Source organism: Bradyrhizobium sp. 154 (assembly GCF_023073875.1).
Classification (GTDB): Bacteria; Pseudomonadota; Alphaproteobacteria; order Rhizobiales; family Xanthobacteraceae; genus Bradyrhizobium.
This window is the reverse complement of record NZ_JADPKG010000072.1, coordinates 60,498-78,344: the sequence shown is the minus strand read 5'-3', so window position 1 is coordinate 78,344 and position 17,847 is coordinate 60,498. Positions and strand designations below refer to the sequence as shown.

The window sequence follows — 17,847 nt, the reverse complement described above, 5'->3', positions numbered from 1 at the left end:
AGGAAAGGCGCCCAGCCACGCGGGCCGCTTCCGCGCAGCGGCGCGGACGGCCCGCGCCTTTGGACAACATGCAAGAGTTCGCTGGCCTGGGTCTGCGAGTCCCGATGTTGCATGCTCCTCCCAAATCATCGGATATCGCGCCCGACGGGACGCAATTCATTGCCGGCACATTCCGCAACGCGGCCGGAGTTCGAGCCTACAAGCTGTTCATCCCGAGCCGCTCTCGAGGAGAGCCCCTTCCCCTCGTCGTCATGCTTCACGGCTGCACCCAGTCGGCGGACGATTTCGCGGCCGGCACACGCATGAATTTTCTGGCTGAACACCGGAATTGTTTCGTGGTCTATCCCGAGCAGCCGCGCGCAGCCAATCAGTCGAAATGCTGGAATTGGTTTCGTACTGGTGACCAGGAACGGGATGGCGGCGAGCCTTCGCTAATCGCAGGCATCACCCGCCAAATCATGCGGGATTACCCGGTCGACCCAAAGCGCGTGTACGTAGCGGGGCTGTCGGCCGGCGGCGCGGCGGCTGCCATCATGGCGGCGACGCATCCCGACCTCTATGCTGCCCTCGGCGTTCATTCGGGCTTGGTTTGCGGAGCCGCCAGTGATCTTCCCTCCGCTCTTGTCGCCATGCGGCAGGGAGCCCGCTCGACGATTTCCCATGGTGGACCGCAGGTGCCGACCATCGTTTTCCATGGCGACCGAGACACAACGGTGCATCCGAACAACGGCGACCGTATCGCCGAACAATCGGGTAATGCGTCGGATTTGAAAGCGAATGTCATCGCTGGAAAAGTGCCATACGGGCACGCGTATACCCGCACCCTTCTGACCGACATGAGCGGCAGCGCCGTCTCCGAACACTGGAATGTTCACGGCGCAGGCCACGCCTGGTCGGGAGGCAGTCCGGCCGGATCCTACACCGATCCAAGCGGGCCGGATGCGACCAGGGAGATGCTTCGCTTTTTTCTAGAGCAATCGCTGCGGGCTTAGACGGGGCTAGCCCGCGTCAGTGCCGCCGGGCGTTAGGCCTCGCCCGATCCGGAGAAGATGGAGGTCGGTAGCGTCGTGCGCGGCACTGGTAGTGGGCGCTCGGTCGCTGAGGGCCGGAGCGCCTTGAGGTCGAGCAGGCGCGGCCCGGTGAACGGGTCGGCCTTCTCGGCGATGCTCCGGACCCGATGGGCGAGACCCTAGTAGACCTCCTGCTCCATGACGCGACCCCTCCAGCACGTTGAGCGCAGTCGTTGAGTATGTCTGCGTCCGGCGAGTCAAGTAGCGAGAGCTTCGTGACGCTGCTGCGGGCGATTTCCGGTATGCGCTTGTGTCGACGCGTCCGGCGGCCATAACCTGCTGGCGGCGGGGAATTCGACATGGCGGTGCTGCACCCGATCCGGAAGGCGTGCCCGGGCTGCGGAGGGCCCATGAAGCTCGTCAAGCCCGAGGCGGGCCGAGGTGCAGAGAGCTACCTCTGCCCTCGTTGGACGACGACCCGCTGTACGACCCTGGCGCCCGCAAGTGGGTGGACACTCCGCTGAAGCAGCCCGCGGAATAGCGACCCTGCGTTAGGACACCTACCACAGTCCGGTGGTCTGGCTCATGGTCCGCGCGAGATCCTCTTCGAGAAAGGGTTAGCGAAGGATCGGAAGCCCATGCCCGTCGCCATCTCGGCCCGACAGAAGGAGGATCCGCAGGTCCGGCCGGAGACGCGCCGCCCGTTCCGCCAGTTCGTAGCCGTACATCCCGGGCATATTGAGGTCGGTAATGAGGATCGCGATCTGCCGGATGTCAGAAAGCATCTCCGGCGCTTACCGCCGCTGCCGGCGGTCACCGTTGACCCGAGATCTTCCAGCATTGGGTCGTCACATCAAGCACCAAAGGCTCATCGTCGACGGCCAGCACAACGCGCGACATGCCAACCTCCAGCACCTGCCTTCCGGCCAACGCCGCTCCAATGCCGTCGTTCCGGCCCTCTTCCGAGCGGAGGCAGGCCGGCGATCTGCATCAATGCTGCGCCAAGACCGACGCGCCCTCCGGCGCGAACTGGTAGCGGTCGGGTCCCGTTTCAGCCATCCCGCGCGCGCCATCTCTTCGGCCGTCTCGACGCGGCACAAGGATTTGGTGCCACCCGGATGGAACAGCCGGTCCTCGAGCGCTTGCAGGTATCCGTACACGCGGGCCTGGCGCAGGAGACGGCGCATTGCGGGGATGGGGCGTCCATGCCCGTTCAAGCCTGCTGCAGTGCTGGGCCTTCCTCGGTGCCAGATTATTCTGGAACGGCCCGGCACTCAATGCGCCTCCTCTCCGGTCTTGTTCTGTCGAGGGCTTGTACGTGTGCGACCGGTCGAGAGACCAGCTGCGGCCGCCAGGGCCCTCGCGGCTCGACCGGATGGTGATTGCAACGCCATTAGTCGACCGACTTCTCGAGCTTCTGCGCTGCCCGAAACTCGTCGAGATGCTGTAGGTTCGGGCCGTATGCGGCCTTGTTGGTGAGCAGGTGGTACACTCGCCCTACGACGATTTGCAGGTGCTTCATCCTTCCGCGAGGCATCGCGCGAGCCTTGCAAAGGGCTCGGATCGCGTGGGCACGAAAACAGTCAAAAGCGTCGGACATTGGACACTCAACGCCGCGCCGGAGCATCGGTTCTTAAGCCGCCGGGAACACCGTTAGGACAAATTTGTTGAACGGCAAGGCGGTCGCATCATTTATCCGGAATGTTCTAGGACGATCGGCGCTTCCACTTTAGTTCCACAAACCGGAACTGACTGTGCAAATGTGCACACACGCGCGATTTGAGAGAGAGCTCGCCCCTTCTCCTGATGATTTCCAAAGAGAGCCACGCCTCCACTTCCGGGGCAGGCGTGGCCAAGGCGACAGGCGTGCGAAGGCGGCCGAGCTGCTCGAGAACGTCAAGATCTGATAGATCGCGGGGGGCAGCTGAAGGAGCCTCTCGAGCAGTGCGGTAGTCGCGGCACGACTGAAGAGATCGGCTGGGTACCGCCTGATGTTCTGCACGCGACTGATGCATTTTCAGGATTAAGGTGATCGTCCGCGTGGCCCTATTGGGCGAAGTCAACGATGGAGCGTGCGGCCCAGATCTAGCGCGATAACGGCGTATCGGCGATGTCGAGCAACGCGCCGAGCCCCTGACGCAGGCGGCGGGTCGCGACGCTATCGTTGGCAAGTCCAAACACTGCCAGCGAGCGCGCGGTGACACCGTAGGCGTGTCCGAGCTCGAAGTCCGTCATGGACGCATCCGGCTGGTTGGTGTCGATCAGGCTGAGCCAGCTGCGCCCGTCGGTGACCGCCGGCAAGATGAAGTTCACGATGTCATGGTGGGCGTTGTAGACCAGAAGCATCGTCGCGTCCGAGCCGCGTCGCTTGATGCCGGTCTCCTGGGCGCGCCCGTCGAGCAGCATGCCAAAGCACTTGGCGTTGCCGTCCTGCCATTGCTCGTCGGTCATCGCTTCGCCGGACGGTGACAGCCAGGTCACGTCCTTGACGTCGAGTTCTTCATTGTGGGAGCCGATCAGGAACCGGCTGCGATAGAGGATCGGGAAGGCCTTGCGTGTCGCAATCAGCTTGCGCGTGAATTCACGAAGATTGCGGCCGTTTGCCGAGATACCCATCCAGTCGAGCCAGGTGGTCTCGTTGTCCTGGGCATACGCATTGTTGTTGCCTCGCTGAGTGTGTCCAAACTCGTCGCCCGCGAGCAGCATTGGCGTGCCGTGGGACAGCAGCATCGTCGCGAGCATGTTCCGCTTCTGGCGTTCGCGCAGCGCCGTGATCTCTTGATCGTCCGTGGCTCCTTCGGCGCCGCAATTCCAGGAATGGTTGTTGCTGTGGCCGTCGCGATTGTTCTCCCCGTTCGCCTCGTTGTGCTTTTCATTGTACGAGACGAGATCATTGAGGTTGAAGCCGTCATGCGCGGTGACGAAGTTGACGCTCGCCCATGGCCGCCGCCCCCGCTTGTTGAAGAGATCGCCGGACCCTGACACACGTTTGGCAAGGTCTGCCAGCGTGCCTTCATCACCCTTCCAGAAGGCGCGCACGGTATCCCTGAACTTGTCATTCCACTCGGCCCAGCCGGGCGGAAACTGGCCGACCTGGTAGCCGCCAGGGCCGATGTCCCAAGGCTCTGCGATCAGCTTGACGCTGGACAGCACCGGATCCTGACGGCAGGCGTCGAGGAAGCCACCGCCTTCGTCGAAGCCATAGGGCTCGCGCGCGAGGATGGTGGCCAGGTCGAAGCGGAAACCGTCGACCCGCATCTCCGTCGCCCAATAGCGCAGGGAATCCGCAACCAGTTGCAGCACCCGTGGGTGGGAGAGGTTCACCGTATTTCCGGTGCCGGTATCATTGATGTAGTAGCGCTTCTGGTCCGGCAGCAGGCGGTAATAGCTGGCGTTGTCGATCCCCTTGAACGACAAGGTCGGGCCGAGTTCGTTGCCTTCCGCCGTGTGATTGTAGACGACGTCGAGGACGACCTCGATGCCATGGGCATGGAACTGGTTGACCATTTCCTTGAATTCGTTCGCGAACGGCGTCCTCAGGTAACGCGGCTCCGGCGCGAAGAAGGCAATGGAATTGTAGCCCCAGTAATTGCGCAGGCCCTTGTCGACCAAGTAGCTATCGTCGACGAAGGCATGGATCGGCAGCAGCTCCGCACTGGTGATCCCGAGCGAGCGCAGATACGCGGGGATTTCCGAATGCGCGAGGCCGGAGAACGTGCCGCGGTCTGCCTCGGGCACCAGCGGATGCAGCTGCGTAAAACCCTTGACGTGCATCTCGTAGACGATCGTCCGCTCCCACGGTACCTCGGGTTTGCGCGCCGCGCCCCAGGTGAACGCGGGGTCGATGACGCGGCACTTCTGCATCAGCGGCGCGCTGTCGCGCTCGTCATAGGAGAGGTCCTTGTCGGCGTGATCGAGCTGGTACCCGAACAGCTCGGGCGCCCAACGCAGTTGCCCGACCAGCTGCTTGGCATACGGATCGAGCAGGAGCTTGTTGGGATTGAAGCGGTGTCCGGCGTCAGGCTCATAGGGTCCATGGACGCGATAGCCGTAGACGGTGCCGGGACGGGCCGAGGGCAGATAGCCGTGCCAGACCTCGTCGGTGTATTCCGGAAGCTCGATCCGCTCGAGTTCGGTTTCACCGTCGTCGTCGAACAGGCAGAGCTCGACCTTGATGGCGTGGGCCGAGAACAGCGCGAAATTGACCCCGAGGCCGTCCCAGGTGGCGCCGAGCGGAAACGGTTTGCCCTCGGTGATACGGGATCGGCGGAGGCTCGACGCCGCCCGCGTCAGGGCGTCGTCCGATTGCGTCTTTTGGTCCATGTCTGCCCCCGATGACAATCCGGTCAGGATGTCGGCGCTGGTGTGGGTATCTCGGTTGCGGCCTGCTCGGTGGCCGCAGCCGAGGCGATCACGGCCGCGGGAGGTACGTCGGCCGGCTTGGCCGGCGGGTTGGCGCGCTGCTTGGCGACTTCCTTGCTGATCGCGGAGATCGAATTGCCGATACGCTCGGCGATCGCGGTCAGCTCGGCATCGGACAGACCCAAACGTTTTCTCACGAGGCGCATTTGAGTGCGGTCGGTGAGGTCGAGCTTGTTGCGAATCGGTTTTGGCGTCGAGCGGCGCATGGTGGCAACTCCTGTGTGTTGGTCGTAACAGTCGCCTGATCATTCCGTTCCAGCGGGTAGCAAATGGCATTAGCTGATCGCGCTTATCTCCAGACCGGCGGAAGGTATGGGCATCCGGATCGCCTCTTCGGTTGCGGGTTCACGGTGGCAGGGCTCGGATCGGCTGTGGCTGGCGCGAACGCCTGTGGCGAGGAACGAATGCACGCACGCCAGCTTTTTCCTGCGCAGGCATCCCTTCAAGCGATCGTAACGACCGACCCATCGCGGTTCGCCGAGGCATGCCCAACTCCGTGCATGGGGCGTGAAAGGGAAAGATTTGATTCAGAGACTGGGAATTGCCGGACAGGCCCGGCGACACGGTGCTTACATCGTCGATCAGGGGATAAGCTTCAACCTCTGGGCCCCGACGGCTCGCTCGGTGGAGTTGCTGGAGGTGGGGCGACCGCCACAGCGGATGGTGGGCGATGACGACGGCTGGTACCAGCTGCTCAGCCCGACAGCGCATGTCGGCACGCGCTATCAGTTTAGGATCGACCAGGACCTCATCGTCCCGGATCCGGCCTCGTTCTTCCAGCCTGATGATGTCGGTGCGCCCAGCGAGGTGATCGATACGTCGGCGTTACGTGATGCCACCCTGTATCCGGGGCGGCCATGGGCGGACGCCGTGATTTACGAGCTGCACGTCGGCACCTTCAGCGAGGAGGGGACGTATGCCGGCGTCGAGAAGCGGCTGCCCTATCTGCGCGATCTCGGCATCACGGCCATCGAGCTGATGCCGATCAACGACGTCCCCGGCCGGCACAATTGGGGTTATGACGGCGTGCTGCTGAATGCGCCCAATGCTCGCTACGGCAGGCCGCAGGATCTCAAGCGGCTGTTGCGGGCAGCCCACGATCTCGACATCATGGTCTACCTCGACGTGGTCTATAACCACTTCGGACCGCAGTTGAATTATCTGCACAGCTACGCGGAGAATTTCTTCAACAAACGCCACAGCACCGGCTGGGGGCCTGCCGTCAACCTCGAGGGACGCGATGGCGCGTTCGTGCGCGAGTTCCTGACCGAGAACGCGCTGATGTGGTTGCGCGACTACGGCTTCGACGGGCTACGCTTCGATGCCGTTCATGCGCTGAAGGACGATTCCGAACGGCATTTCCTGGTCGAGCTTGCCGAGACCATCCGGCATGAATTGTCGGGCCGGCGCGTGCATCTGATGCTGGAGAATGAGGCCAATCAGGCGCACCTGCTGGACCGAGTGGACGGAGCCCCGAGATATTACGACGCCCAGTGGGGTGACGATTTCCACAATGCGCTTCATGTCCTGCTGACGGGAGAAGAGGAGGGATATTACCGCGCGTTTGCGGACAAGCCGCTCGAACACCTTGCGCGATCGCTCACGGAAGGTTTTGCCTACCAAGGCGAGATCTTCGCGCTTCATAACGAGCCTCGCGGCGAGCCGAGCGCCCATCTGCCGCCGGACGCCACGATCTTCTTCGCGCAGAACCATGATCAGATCGGCAATCGGGGTTTGGGCGAGCGACTGTCAAAATTGGTGAGCCCGGAAAAGCTTTGCCAGGCGATGGCGTTGGTCTTGCTCAATCCGCACATTCCGATGCTTTTCATGGGGGAGGAAGCGGCTGTCGAAACGCCGTTCCTGTTCTTTGCAGACTGGACGGGACAAGCCGCCGAGTTGACGCGGGAAGGGCGGCGCAAGGAGTTTTCCCACTTCAAGGCCTTCTCGACGCCGGAAATGCGTGCCAGGATTCCAGACCCGTGCGATGAAACGACGTTTCAGGCCTCGAAGCTCGACTGGAATAGCATCGACCATTCTCCCGGGAGCGCCAAGTTTCGCACGCTGACGACGCAGCTGCTGAAGATACGGCACGACAAGATCGTACCTCTTATCAAACAGGGCTTCGTTTCGGCGCGACGTGAGCTACTGGGCCAGGATAGCGGCAGTGGCGGTGTGGACGTGCGCTGGCAGACTGAGAGGGGGGACATTCTGCAGATTGCCGCCAACTTTGGCGACCACCAGCTGCCCATGCCGGATTTGGTCGCAGGCGATTGCTTGTGGCGAGGAGTCCCCGCAGAATCGGGAGCGCTACTGCCAGGCGATATCACGGTACAACTTGGTCAGCTCTGAGACGCCAAAGGACGATGTTAGTGGGCAAGAGGGATCAAGGGCCTTGTCGATTTACACGCACTGAAGACGTCAGTGCCCTAAGTGGAACTTCGAGGTAGCCAAATTTGCGTTCTCCGGCGGACTAGAGGGCATCCCACACTGCTTTGCCCGCCCGGATGCGAGCTTCCGATGCGCTTCAGCCTGTTGCAAAGCTGTTCTTTGAGCCCGAGTCCGGCTCACCGCTCGCCAGCCGCTCGACCCGAATAGCCTATTCAAGATACTCTGTCAGCAATTTCACCCGAGTGCCGACGCGTTGGGTACTACTACACCCCGGGACGTGCGTCGCCCCTTGCGAGCGTCGATTTGCCGAATGGATGCTCGGCCGTCTCGCGACGCTGGCGCATGGCTTGCGGGTTCGCATCGAGGCACTGCTGCACAGCTGCAAAGTACATGTTCATGCTCCATCGTGTGCTGCCCTGAATTGCCCGATCCTTGGTGGGTCGGTCGTCAGCGTCGTATTGATGTTCAGCAGGAAACTGCCACGGCGCATCGATGTTGTTAGCGCCGCTGGCCGACATCGAACTTGTACGTCAATACCAGTTATGAAAAATTGCGACGCTTTTCATAGCCTAGACTTCTCCGACGTTTTCTGTTCCTCGCTAAGGCTCTCCATTCTGCTCTTTGCTTTCGTTGAGGTGGACTGCGGCTCGCCCCAGAGTAGCTCCTTCGGCTGTGAAGGAGGCCTAATCTTGAGACGGCGTGGTCCAGACCTCGAAGACGATATCGAAGTTGAACGTGGTGCAGCCGCAGATGAGTTGATGCCCCGCCATCTGTGTCGCCTCCCATTTGCGCAGCGGTTGACCTGCACCATCACGGAGGCCTGTGAAGTGACAGGCCTCGGGCGCACTAAGTTTTATGAACTTATCGGGGATGGTCGAGTGGCCAAGAGTTGGACGACGTTTTTCATCTGAGGCTGCGAAGTCGCTGTCAAAATTCCATAACATCCGATTTGCGAATGTCCGGAGTTCGCGCAAAGCGGACTAGAGTCGCCCAGGCGGCCGAAGGCCGCCCGGAGTCACTCCTCGCGGCAGGCTATTGCGGCGCGGGAACCGCGACAACTATTGCTCAACTTCGCTCGCCGCCGACAAGGTAGGCTGTTCGCGCATCGCTGGCCGGTAGCGCTTGGTTAGTTTGGCTATCCGGATTTTCGTGTGGATCCGCGGACGAATTGACGTTTTTCGAGCTGACTTGCGCGAGGGACGAGAATTAGCAAGAATCGCCACGGTTGGACGACGCAAGTCGGCTGCAGGTGAGACGCGCGGTCCGAGCGGTTGGCTGGCGCGGACAGGGCACGGCTCAAACGCGCCGATATGCGCCCACTATCGCAGTAGGCTTTCAGCGTCGACGGCGAAAACCGCTGGCGGATTGACGAATGTCAGTGCGACCTTGCGGAAACCCAAAGAGCATGCCGTGTGTTGCCTTGCGCACAATTCACTAAGCGGCGCGCGGTTTGGGGATCAGATCGCGGATCTTCAATGCCTTGATCGCGGTCGAACGCTAAACCGGTACCTCCTTTTGCTGATCGCACTCGGGGGCGAAGCGGCATCGCCGAGGGAAGACGATGATGAATATTGAACGATATACCGAGCGCTCGCGCGGTTTCATCCAGTCCGCGCAGTCGCTGGCGATGCGCGAAGGTCATCAGCAGTTTTCCACCCTGCATCTGCTGAAGGTCCTGCTGGATGACAGCGAGAGCCTTGCTGGCGGTCTGATCGACCGCGCCGGCGGCGATTCCCGTGCAATCCTGAAGGCGACCGAGGATGCCCTGAACAAGCTGCCAAAGGTCTCCGGCGGCGGATGGTGAAGAAATAGGCGATCAGCTCCTGGATCATGATGCCCCAGAGCAGGGTGCCGGTGAGGACGAATATCTCCTTCTCCTCATTGGGAATGCGCCGCGAATCCTGAATCGGCTTCACCACCGCGAAATAAGTGGCGAACGCGGCGAGGAGGGCGACCGCCACTCCGATCAGCGCGCCGGCATAGGTGCCGACACCAAGGACGCTGGCTGCGGCCCAGGCCGCCACCGCCGCCGCGACATGATGGCACCATGGGAGAGGTTGAGCACGCCCGAGACGCCGAAGATCAGGGTAAAGCCGGTGGCACCGAGAGCGTAGAGAGCGCTGATCGCAAAGCCATCCATCAAGATCTGGAAGACTCGCATTGATAATAGGCCGCATGGCAGCGGGGCTGCCGCTTTGAGAAAGAGTGCTGTGTGGGACGCGTGCGGAAGCTCCTGGGAAGTGGCCCAGGGAGCATTTCCTGCTAGTTGCTGAGCTTGATGAAGTTCGGGAACTTGACGTCGACCGTGGCGACGTCCTTTGGCCAGACCGCGCTCTGCTTGCCGTTCTGCCATTGCAGCATCAGGCCGGTGATCAAGCCCTTGCCATATTTGATCGAGTGCGTGAACGGGTCGTCCTTGCCGTAGAACTGGACGCGGCCAATGGTGCCTTCCCAGTCGGTCTTCTCCAGCGCAGCAACGAGCTTGTCCGCCTCGGTCGAACCGGCCCGTTTCACCGCATCGGCAATGTAATAGACCTCGTCATAGGCAGTGTAGCCGGCATACGACGGATAGTTACCGAACTTCTTCTCGAAGTTCTCCGCGAACGGCACCGACTTCGGCGTGACAGCCACACCCGGTCCCGAGACGCCCTGATAGAGGACGCCTTCCGCGGCCTGGTTGGTGTCCTTACCGAACGTTTCGTTGGTGGCTTGCGAGGAGATGCCGAACATCGGGATCGGCACTTGCTGGTTCTTCCACTGCACCGTCGGCTGCACACCGACATGGGAAATGCCGGTGATGATCACGTCGGGCTTGGAGCCCTCGATCTTATTGAAGATCGGCGTAAAATCGGTGGTGTCAGGGGAGAAGCGGATGTGGTCGAGCACTTTCAGCCCGATTTTGGGCAGGCATTCCTCGTAGCCGATGTCGAGCGGCTTGGTCCAGGCAGCGTCCTCGCTCATGATGACTGCTGTCTTCATGTGCATCTTGTCCACGAGCAAGTCCTTGGCGCCATCGCAAACCGAGAGCGCCAGGGCCGCCGAAGTCAGATAGCCGTGGAAGGTGTACTTGTTCTTCTCGTAATCGGCATGGACGCTCTTGCTGATCTCGTTGGAGGCAGCACCGGGCGTGACGAACGGTGTCTTCAGTCGCGAAGCCCACGGTTCCAGCGCAAGTACGACCTCGCTGATGTAGCTTGCGATGACTGCGTTGACCTTGTCCTCGTTGACGGCACGCTGGAAGGCACGCACAGAATCCGCGGAAGAGGAGTGATTGTCGTAGGAGATAATTCGATCTTGCGTCCATCGACGCCGCCATTGGCGTTGATCTCGTCAGCGGCAAGTTGCGCCGCCTGTGGGATGGAGGCGCCCGCGATCGCCTGCGCTTCCGCGATAACGCCGATCCGAAGTGGATCCGCCGCAAGTGCCGCGCGTGGTGCAGTCATCAGCACACTGGCCGCAGTACCAAGTGCTATTCGCAACGCAACAGAGAGTCTCCTTTTCATGTTGTTCTCTCCCTTCAACAGGCCTCTTGTGAGCCATTGGGGCGCGACTATAGGGGCCTACAGATTCTCGGCAAGTGAAACTGCATTCATGATTGCGGGGAGCGGCCTCGCATACTGGCATCCGAGAAGGGCGGCGCGACGAGTATTCAAGTGTGGTTGGACTTCCGAAACGAGCTCAGCGCACCTGACTCAGGCCATCTCCGTCAGCGCGCTTTGGTCCGGAACGACCGTAGAATCTTGGCCAAGCCGGGAGCGGCGGCACTCAGCTCGTCCAGATGTATGCGCGAGAGCGATCGCAGCTTCTGCTCGCCCTTGGCCGTCAGCTTGACGAGAACGCGCCTTGCGTCCTCGGGATCGGCTTCCCGGCCGATCAGCTTGAGTTTCGCCATGCGATCCACCAGCTCCACCGCCGTATGGTGCCGGATCAGGAGGAAGCGGGCGATGTCGCCAATGCTGGCGCCGCCGGGGCTGGCGAACCCCTTGATCGCCAGCAACGCCTGATGCTGCTGTGGCGTCAGCCCGGCGTTCTGGGCCGCGGCTTCGCTGAAAGCAAGGAAGGTTCGCAACTGGTAGCGGAATCGGGCTAGCGCCGCGTAGTCGGCCTCACGCATCGCGCCGCCCTTTGCGGGCACGCCATGCGCCCTGCGTCCAGTCTTCCGCTTTGATTCAGCCATTCCTGCCTTCGACGTCAGCCCGCCGGCGAAGCGGTCGCTGCCGAGACTATCAAGGAAGGACGGGCGGGACCAATCGGCGGGGTCGCGGATGCACAAATATCCGGTGCTCCCCAGCTGCCTATTCGAAGCTGGACAGCAGGATCTTGACCAGGATGACCTGGAACGCGATCGGGATGCGGACGCTCTTCCGCCTGATCGAGCGCTGCAGCGCGCCCGCGATCTCGGCGCTGGTCAGGTTACCGGCCGCCGCATCGGTGATCAACTCGCACCACATCTGCGACAGCGAGCCGCCGAGCGGGATCACGGGCTTGATGGTCACGCCGCAGCCCTGCGCCCAGTCGACGATCTCCCGCATGGTGTGAGGACCGCAGTTGCGCGCAGTTGCGAGGCGCTCGGCCGTCAGCGCGCGCAGCAGTTCACGCGAGGGCGACCAAGTCCCCTTCGGTGGCTGCTCGCCGGTGAGTTCGACCGCGAGCTCCTTCAGGACATTGGGCGCGCCCGCTCAGCTTCTGCATCGGGCCAGGTTCCCGTTTCGCCTGAGTGGCGCCAACCGCCAGTCCCCGCTTGCCGGCAGACCGGTTGCGCGGCTCGGACATGCGGGCCGCATCGCTGGACTGCGGCGCCGCACGCGTGTCGCTCCCCTCTCTGACCGGCCACGCCGCCTCCTGCAACTCCGCCTTTTGCGGCCAAGAGCGTCGCTTCCGGGCACCCGCTATCGTCGTTTGCCGCGCCATTTCTCCCGCTGAACCCTCCAGCCTCTTACTCACAAAGACTAATATATATCGCAATCCGATATGTTTTCACGTGACAATTTTTGTCGTTCGACCAAAGGCGAAATTGACAGAAGGACTTCACAAGCAATGTTTACGTGCAGGAGCTACACGCGGATGTGACGTGCCCGGTGCAGGCAGGCCCTCGAGGTCTGCTGCCGCCGGACAGGTCGTGTTGTGCCTGCAAACAAGAACGACATTCGGAGGAAACGATCATGACCGACAATCTCATCCGCCGCGGCCTCTCGCGCCGCAGCCTGCTCCAGACCACTGCAGGTCTCATCGGCGGCTCGGTGCTGCCGGCAATGCCGGCCTTTGCCGAGGACAGGCCGATCGGCACGTATCCTGCGGGCGTGTCCGGGTCCACGGCCTTCATCGGAATCTCGGTGCCGCGCACCGGCACTTATGCCGTCCAGGGCGAAGACGAACTCAAGGGCTATCAACTCGCGATCGAGCACATCAACAGCGGTCACGACCTGATCAAGAAGATCTCGCCGAAGACCAGCAAGGGCGTGCTCGGCAAGGAGCTCAAGTTTGGCGTCGCGGATTCCGCGGCCAAGCCGAACGAGGCGGTGCAGGCGCAGCAGCGCTTCATCAGCGAGAACAAGGCGATCATGATCACCGGCGGCACCTCGAGCGCGGTCGCGGTCGCGCTCAACAAGCTCGCCCAGCGCGAGAAGGTGATCTTCGTGTGCGGCATTTCCGGCTCGAACGACACCACCGGCAAGGACTGCGTCCGCTACGGCTTCCGCCAGAACTTCTTCGGCCAGACCGCCGCCGCGGCGATCGGCCCCGTCATGGTCAAGGAGTTCGGCAAGGGCAAGAAGGCTGCGTATCTCACGCCGGACTACACCTACGGTCACACCGTCACCGAGTCGATGCAGGACTTCCTTGCGACCGCCGGCTGGACCACCGTGACCAACCAGGTGGCGCCGCTCGGTGCGCCTGACTACTCCTCATATCTTCTGAACGTCGCGAATTCCGGCGCCGAAGTGCTGATCAACGTCAACTGGGGCCACGACGCGGTGCTGTCGACCCAGCAGGCCAAGCAGTTCGGTGTCCTCGACAAGATGAAGCTGGTGGTACCGTATCAGGTGCCGTTCATCGCCCGCGAGACCGGCGGCTTGATGCAGGGCGTCTACGCTGCCAGCGACTATTGGTGGACACTTGAGGACAAGTTCCCGCTGGCCAAGATGTTCAACGAGGCCTTCGAGAAGAAGTACGGCTACAAGCCGGAATGGGGCGCGGAGAACGCCTATGTCAGCTTCGCGCACTGGGCCCGCATGTGCGAGCAGGCCGGCAGCTTCAACCCGCCCGATGTGATCAAGGCCTATGAGAAGGGCGAGACGATCCCCTCGCTCGTCGGCGACGTGCATTACCGTCCCGAGGACCATCAGTGCGTCCGCCCGGTGGTCATCGTAAAGGGTAAGCAGCAGAAAGACATGAAGAACAAGGAAGACTGGTACGACGTGGTCGAGGTCGTCCCCGGCGACGGCCTGATGCAGAAGCCGGACGCCTTCGGCTGCCATCTCGGCGACTACAGCTGAGCCCGCTCTAACCCCTGTGACGCCGCGGGCTGCCCTCTGCTCCCTGCGGCGTCACCTTTTTGGCGCGCTCCGTCGCGCCTTCGCAGCAGTGACCATTTCATGATCAGTTGGCCCAACCTCGTTTCGCAGCTTTTCAACGGGCTTGCGCTCGGCGCGCTGCTCGCGCTGATCAGCTCCGGTTTGACCATCATCTACGGCACGCTCGGCGTCCTCAACCTCGCCCATGGCGCGATGTTCATGATCGGCGGCTACGCCGGCTTTGTCGCCTACCAGTACACGGAATCGTTCGTCCTCGCCGTTATCGCGGGATCGCTGTTCGTGATGCTGCTCGGCGTGCTCATGGAACGCGTCATCATCCGCCATTTCTATAATCGCCCGCACGAGGATCAGCTGCTGGTGACCTTCGGGCTCGGTATCTGCTTCGTCGAGCTCGTGCGCCTGATCTTCTCGAGCCAGTCGCAGCTGGTGCCACCCCCGGCGATGTTCCGGGGCATCACTAATCTCGGCTTCATGTTTTATCCGACCTACCGCCTCGCCGTGGTCGGCATCGTCGCCATCGCCCTCGGCGCGCTGTTCATCATCCTCTACCGGACCAGGCTCGGCATGATCGTGCGCGCCGGCATCGAGGATTCTGTGATGGTCGATTCGCTCGGCATCAACGTCTATCGCGTCTTCATGGTCGTGTTCGGCATCGGTGCGATGGCCGCCGGCTTTGCCGGGATCGTCAACGCGCCCGTGGTTTCGCTGACACCGGGCATCGGTGACGACATCCTGGTCCAGACGTTCGTGGTGGTGGTGATCGGCGGCGTCGGCTCGTTCCCCGGTGCGATCCTCGGCGGCCTGATTGCCGGCGAGATCATCAGCGTCACCTCCATGTTCAACCCCGGCTACGCCTATGTGATGCTGTTTGCGGTGATGACGCTCGTACTCGTGGTGCGACCGCATGGCCTGCTCGGCGTTCAGGGCCGCGAGTAAGTGATTTCGTCATGCTCAAGCAACGTCAGTTCCTGATCGAGACGCTAACGGCCATCGGCCTGATCGCGGCTCCGTTTGTGCTGCCCCATCTCGGCTTCGCGCCGAACACCGTCAATCGAATCCTGGTCTGGGGCCTGTTCGGGCTCGGCTTCGACATCCTGTTCGGCTTCACGGGGCTGTTGTCGTTCGGCCAGTCCGCCTTCTATGGTACCGGCGGCTTCGTCGCGGCCTATCTCCTGACGCGCGCCGGCTTCAGCAACGTGCTGGGCGCGCTGATCATCGGCATGATCGCCGCCGCCGTGACCGGTTATCTTGTCGGCCTGATCGCGCTGCGCCGGACCGGCATCTATTTCGCCATGATCACCGTGGCGATCGCGCAGGTGTTCTTCTTCGTCGAGTTCAATCCGCTCTCGGATTTTACCGGCGGCGAGAACGGCCTGCCCGGCGTCCCGACGCCGAGTTTCAATCTCGGCTTCACCACGATCCACTTTACCAACGGCTGGTCGCTCTATCAATTCATCGCGCTGTGCTATTTCATCGGCGTCATCATCGCGCTCAGGATCGTCCGCTCGCCGGTCGGGGCGATTCTGAGCGCGATCCGGGACAATCCGCTGCGCGCCACCGCCGTCGGCCACAACATCCACGGCTACAAGCTGACTGCTTTCGTGATCGCCGCCGCCTATGCGGGGTTTGCCGGCGGCCTCCTCGGCGTGCTCCAGGCCTTCATGCCGCCGGACGCGTTCACGTTCGACACCTCCGGCCAATTGGTGATGCAGACCGCCATTGGCGGCAGGAGCACGCTGTTCGGGCCGCTGGTCGGCGCGGCGGTCTGGCTCTTCCTGCAGGACTTCCTGCAGGCCGCGTTGGGCCTCGGAGCCGCCTGGAAGCTCGTGCTGGGTGTCGTGTTCGTGCTGCTGGTCTGCTTTCTGCGCGGCGGCATCATCGGCGGCCTCGCCGATCTCTATCGCCTCGCCTCCGGCAGGCGTAAGCGGACGGAAGCAGAGGCTGAACAAGAGGCTACGGACGCCGCGCCGACACGGCAACCTGCGCCAGCATCGATGCAGGCCAAAGAAGTCGAACATCCTGCGTATTCAGGGCCGATCCTGAAGGCCACAGGTCTCACCAAACGCTATGGCGGCCTCGTCGCCAACAGCGACATCGATTTCAGCGTCAATCAGGGCGAGCTGCGCGGCATCATCGGTCCTAACGGCGCCGGCAAGTCGACTTTCTTCAAGATGTTGACCTGCGAGGTCGCCCCGACGTCGGGCCAGATCCTGTTCGAGGGCCGCGACATCACGGGACTGAAGATCACCGAGGTTTGCCAGCTCGGGCTCACCAAGAGCTACCAGGTCAACCAGCTCTTCACCGGCCTCACCGTTCGCCAGAACCTGACGATCGCCGCGCTTGCCGAGCTGCGCGGAAAATTCCGGCTCGATTTGTTCCGCAAGCTCTCGGGCATCAAGGGCCTGGCCGAGCAGGTCGGGCACACGCTGGCCCTTGTCAATCTGACCCGCCGCGCCGACACGCCCGTATCCGAGCTCGCCTATGGCGAGAAACGCAGGCTGGAGATCGGGCTTGCGCTCGCAACCTCGCCGCGCCTGCTGCTGCTCGACGAGCCGCTCGCCGGCATGAGCCCGCGCGAGCGGGTCGAGACCGTTAAGTTGCTCAAGTTGATCGCGCGCGGCCGCACCATGATCATCATCGACCACGACATGGATGCCCTGTTCGAGCTGGTCGAGCGCATTACCGTGCTCCAGGAAGGCCGCGTGCTGGTCTCCGGAACGCCCGAGGAAATCAAGACCAACGCCGCGGTGCAGGAAGCCTATCTCGGCGGCGTCCACAGAGAGATCGCCGCATGAGCCTGATCGAGGTCAACGGCCTGAACAGTTATTACGGGGACTCCCACATCCTGTTCGACGTCGCCATGCATGTCGACCGTCACGAGGTGGTGGCACTGCTCGGCCGCAACGGCGCCGGCAAGAGCACCACGCTGAAGAGCCTGATGGGTGTCGTGACACCCCGCAGCGGCAGCGTGAAATTCGACGGCATCGATATCGCCGGGCGCAGAAGCCACAAGATCGCGCAAGCGGGCATGCAACTGGTCCACGAGGAGCGCCGGATCTTCGGCAGCCTGTCGGTGGAGGAGAACATCCTCCTTGCACAGATCACCGCGCCCAAACGCTGGCCGCTCGGCCGCATCTACGAGATGTTTCCCCGGCTGAAGGAGCGTCGCAACAACCGTGGCACCGAGCTTTCCGGCGGGGAGCAGCAGATGCTCGCGATCGCGCGGGCGCTGGTGCGCGATCCCAAGATCGTGCTGCTGGACGAGCCGTTCGAGGGCCTTGCGCCTGTGATCGTCCAGGATCTCGTCAAGGCCTGCCGCGAGCTGGCGGCGGCCGGCCAGACCATCGTGCTGGTGGAGCAGAATCTGGCGGCGACGCTAGCGCTGGCGAGCCGGATCTACATCATCAACAACGGCCACATTGTGCACGAGGGGCCGGCGCAGGAGCTGAAGGCCCAGCCGGAACTGCTACAGCGATATCTCGGCGTTTAGATGG

The 17,847-nt window shown here is 62.4% G+C and carries 14 protein-coding genes and 3 pseudogenes; 7 read left to right on the top strand and 10 right to left on the bottom strand.

The features are described 5' to 3' along the window. Window positions 1-992, top strand: a 992-nt coding sequence (locus IVA92_RS18110; protein ID WP_247281209.1) for a PHB depolymerase family esterase, incomplete at its 5' end; no start/stop codon positions are given. Between the two features lie 635 nt (window positions 993-1,627). Here IVA92_RS18110 and IVA92_RS18105 read toward each other — a convergent pair. The 4 genes from IVA92_RS18105 to IVA92_RS18095 form a co-directional block, all read right to left on the bottom strand. After that, complete coding sequence (locus IVA92_RS18105; RefSeq protein WP_247281208.1) at window positions 1,628-1,795, bottom strand: hypothetical protein; 168 nt, start codon at window positions 1,793-1,795, stop codon at window positions 1,628-1,630. A 608-nt stretch (window positions 1,796-2,403) separates the two neighbouring features. Further along, entirely contained in the window at window positions 2,404-2,532 is a 129-nt protein-coding gene (locus IVA92_RS35785; protein WP_256464984.1) for a hypothetical protein, read from the bottom strand. Window positions 2,533-3,095: 563 nt separating this feature from the next. Next, the gene (gene glgX / locus IVA92_RS18100) at window positions 3,096-5,333 is read right to left on the bottom strand and encodes a glycogen debranching protein GlgX (RefSeq protein ID WP_247281207.1); all 2,238 of its coding nucleotides are present in this window, start codon (window positions 5,331-5,333) and stop codon (window positions 3,096-3,098) included. Window positions 5,334-5,356: 23 nt separating this feature from the next. Next, a complete protein-coding gene (locus IVA92_RS18095) occupies window positions 5,357-5,638 on the bottom strand; it encodes a DUF3606 domain-containing protein (protein WP_247281206.1) in 282 nt (93 codons plus the stop codon). Window positions 5,639-5,939: 301 nt separating this feature from the next. Here IVA92_RS18095 and treZ point away from each other — a divergent pair, with 301 nt between their 5' ends. Next, window positions 5,940-7,781, top strand: coding sequence for a malto-oligosyltrehalose trehalohydrolase (treZ, locus tag IVA92_RS18090; RefSeq protein ID WP_247281205.1), 1,842 nt, complete (start codon window positions 5,940-5,942; stop codon window positions 7,779-7,781). A 302-nt stretch (window positions 7,782-8,083) separates the two neighbouring features. Here the strand turns inward: treZ and IVA92_RS18085 are convergent, their stop codons facing one another. After that, window positions 8,084-8,338: a hypothetical protein gene (locus tag IVA92_RS18085; RefSeq protein ID WP_247281204.1), complete on the bottom strand. Its 255-nt coding sequence runs from the start codon at window positions 8,336-8,338 to the stop codon at window positions 8,084-8,086. A gap of 165 nt (window positions 8,339-8,503) precedes the next feature. Next, window positions 8,504-8,764: a hypothetical protein gene (locus IVA92_RS18080; RefSeq protein ID WP_247281203.1), complete on the bottom strand. Its 261-nt coding sequence runs from the start codon at window positions 8,762-8,764 to the stop codon at window positions 8,504-8,506. 620 nt (window positions 8,765-9,384) lie between these two features. Here IVA92_RS18080 and IVA92_RS18075 point away from each other — a divergent pair. Continuing rightward, window positions 9,385-9,612: pseudogene (locus IVA92_RS18075) on the top strand (Clp protease N-terminal domain-containing protein); the annotation flags it as partial. Between the two features lie 7 nt (window positions 9,613-9,619). On the opposite strand, the pseudogene IVA92_RS18070 reads toward IVA92_RS18075, so the two are convergent. The 4 genes and pseudogenes from IVA92_RS18070 to IVA92_RS18055 form a co-directional block, all read right to left on the bottom strand. Further along, window positions 9,620-9,981, bottom strand: a pseudogene (locus IVA92_RS18070) (branched-chain amino acid ABC transporter permease); the annotation flags it as partial. 101 nt (window positions 9,982-10,082) lie between these two features. Further along, window positions 10,083-11,323: pseudogene (locus tag IVA92_RS18065) on the bottom strand (ABC transporter substrate-binding protein). A gap of 203 nt (window positions 11,324-11,526) precedes the next feature. Then, a complete protein-coding gene (locus IVA92_RS18060; RefSeq protein WP_247281202.1) occupies window positions 11,527-11,997 on the bottom strand; it encodes a helix-turn-helix domain-containing protein in 471 nt (156 codons plus the stop codon). A gap of 118 nt (window positions 11,998-12,115) precedes the next feature. After that, window positions 12,116-12,352 carry a hypothetical protein gene (locus tag IVA92_RS18055; RefSeq protein WP_247281201.1) on the bottom strand — a complete coding sequence of 79 codons (237 nt, stop codon included), beginning with the start codon at window positions 12,350-12,352 and terminating at the stop codon, window positions 12,116-12,118. A gap of 630 nt (window positions 12,353-12,982) precedes the next feature. Here IVA92_RS18055 and IVA92_RS18050 point away from each other — a divergent pair. The 4 genes from IVA92_RS18050 to IVA92_RS18035 all read left to right on the top strand — a co-directional run bounded on the left by IVA92_RS18050 (window position 12,983) and on the right by IVA92_RS18035 (window position 17,843). Further along, complete coding sequence (locus IVA92_RS18050; RefSeq protein ID WP_247281200.1) at window positions 12,983-14,314, top strand: substrate-binding protein; 1,332 nt, start codon at window positions 12,983-12,985, stop codon at window positions 14,312-14,314. A 99-nt stretch (window positions 14,315-14,413) separates the two neighbouring features. Further along, window positions 14,414-15,289, top strand: a complete 876-nt coding sequence (locus IVA92_RS18045) for a branched-chain amino acid ABC transporter permease (RefSeq protein WP_247281199.1) — start codon at window positions 14,414-14,416, stop codon at window positions 15,287-15,289. 11 nt (window positions 15,290-15,300) lie between these two features. Then, window positions 15,301-17,148, top strand: coding sequence for a branched-chain amino acid ABC transporter ATP-binding protein/permease (locus IVA92_RS18040; protein ID WP_247281198.1), 1,848 nt, complete (start codon window positions 15,301-15,303; stop codon window positions 17,146-17,148). Beyond that, window positions 17,145-17,843, top strand: a complete 699-nt coding sequence (locus IVA92_RS18035; RefSeq protein WP_247281197.1) for an ABC transporter ATP-binding protein — start codon at window positions 17,145-17,147, stop codon at window positions 17,841-17,843. The genes IVA92_RS18040 and IVA92_RS18035 overlap by 4 nt, the downstream gene beginning before the upstream one ends. Window positions 17,844-17,847 lie beyond the last annotated feature (4 nt).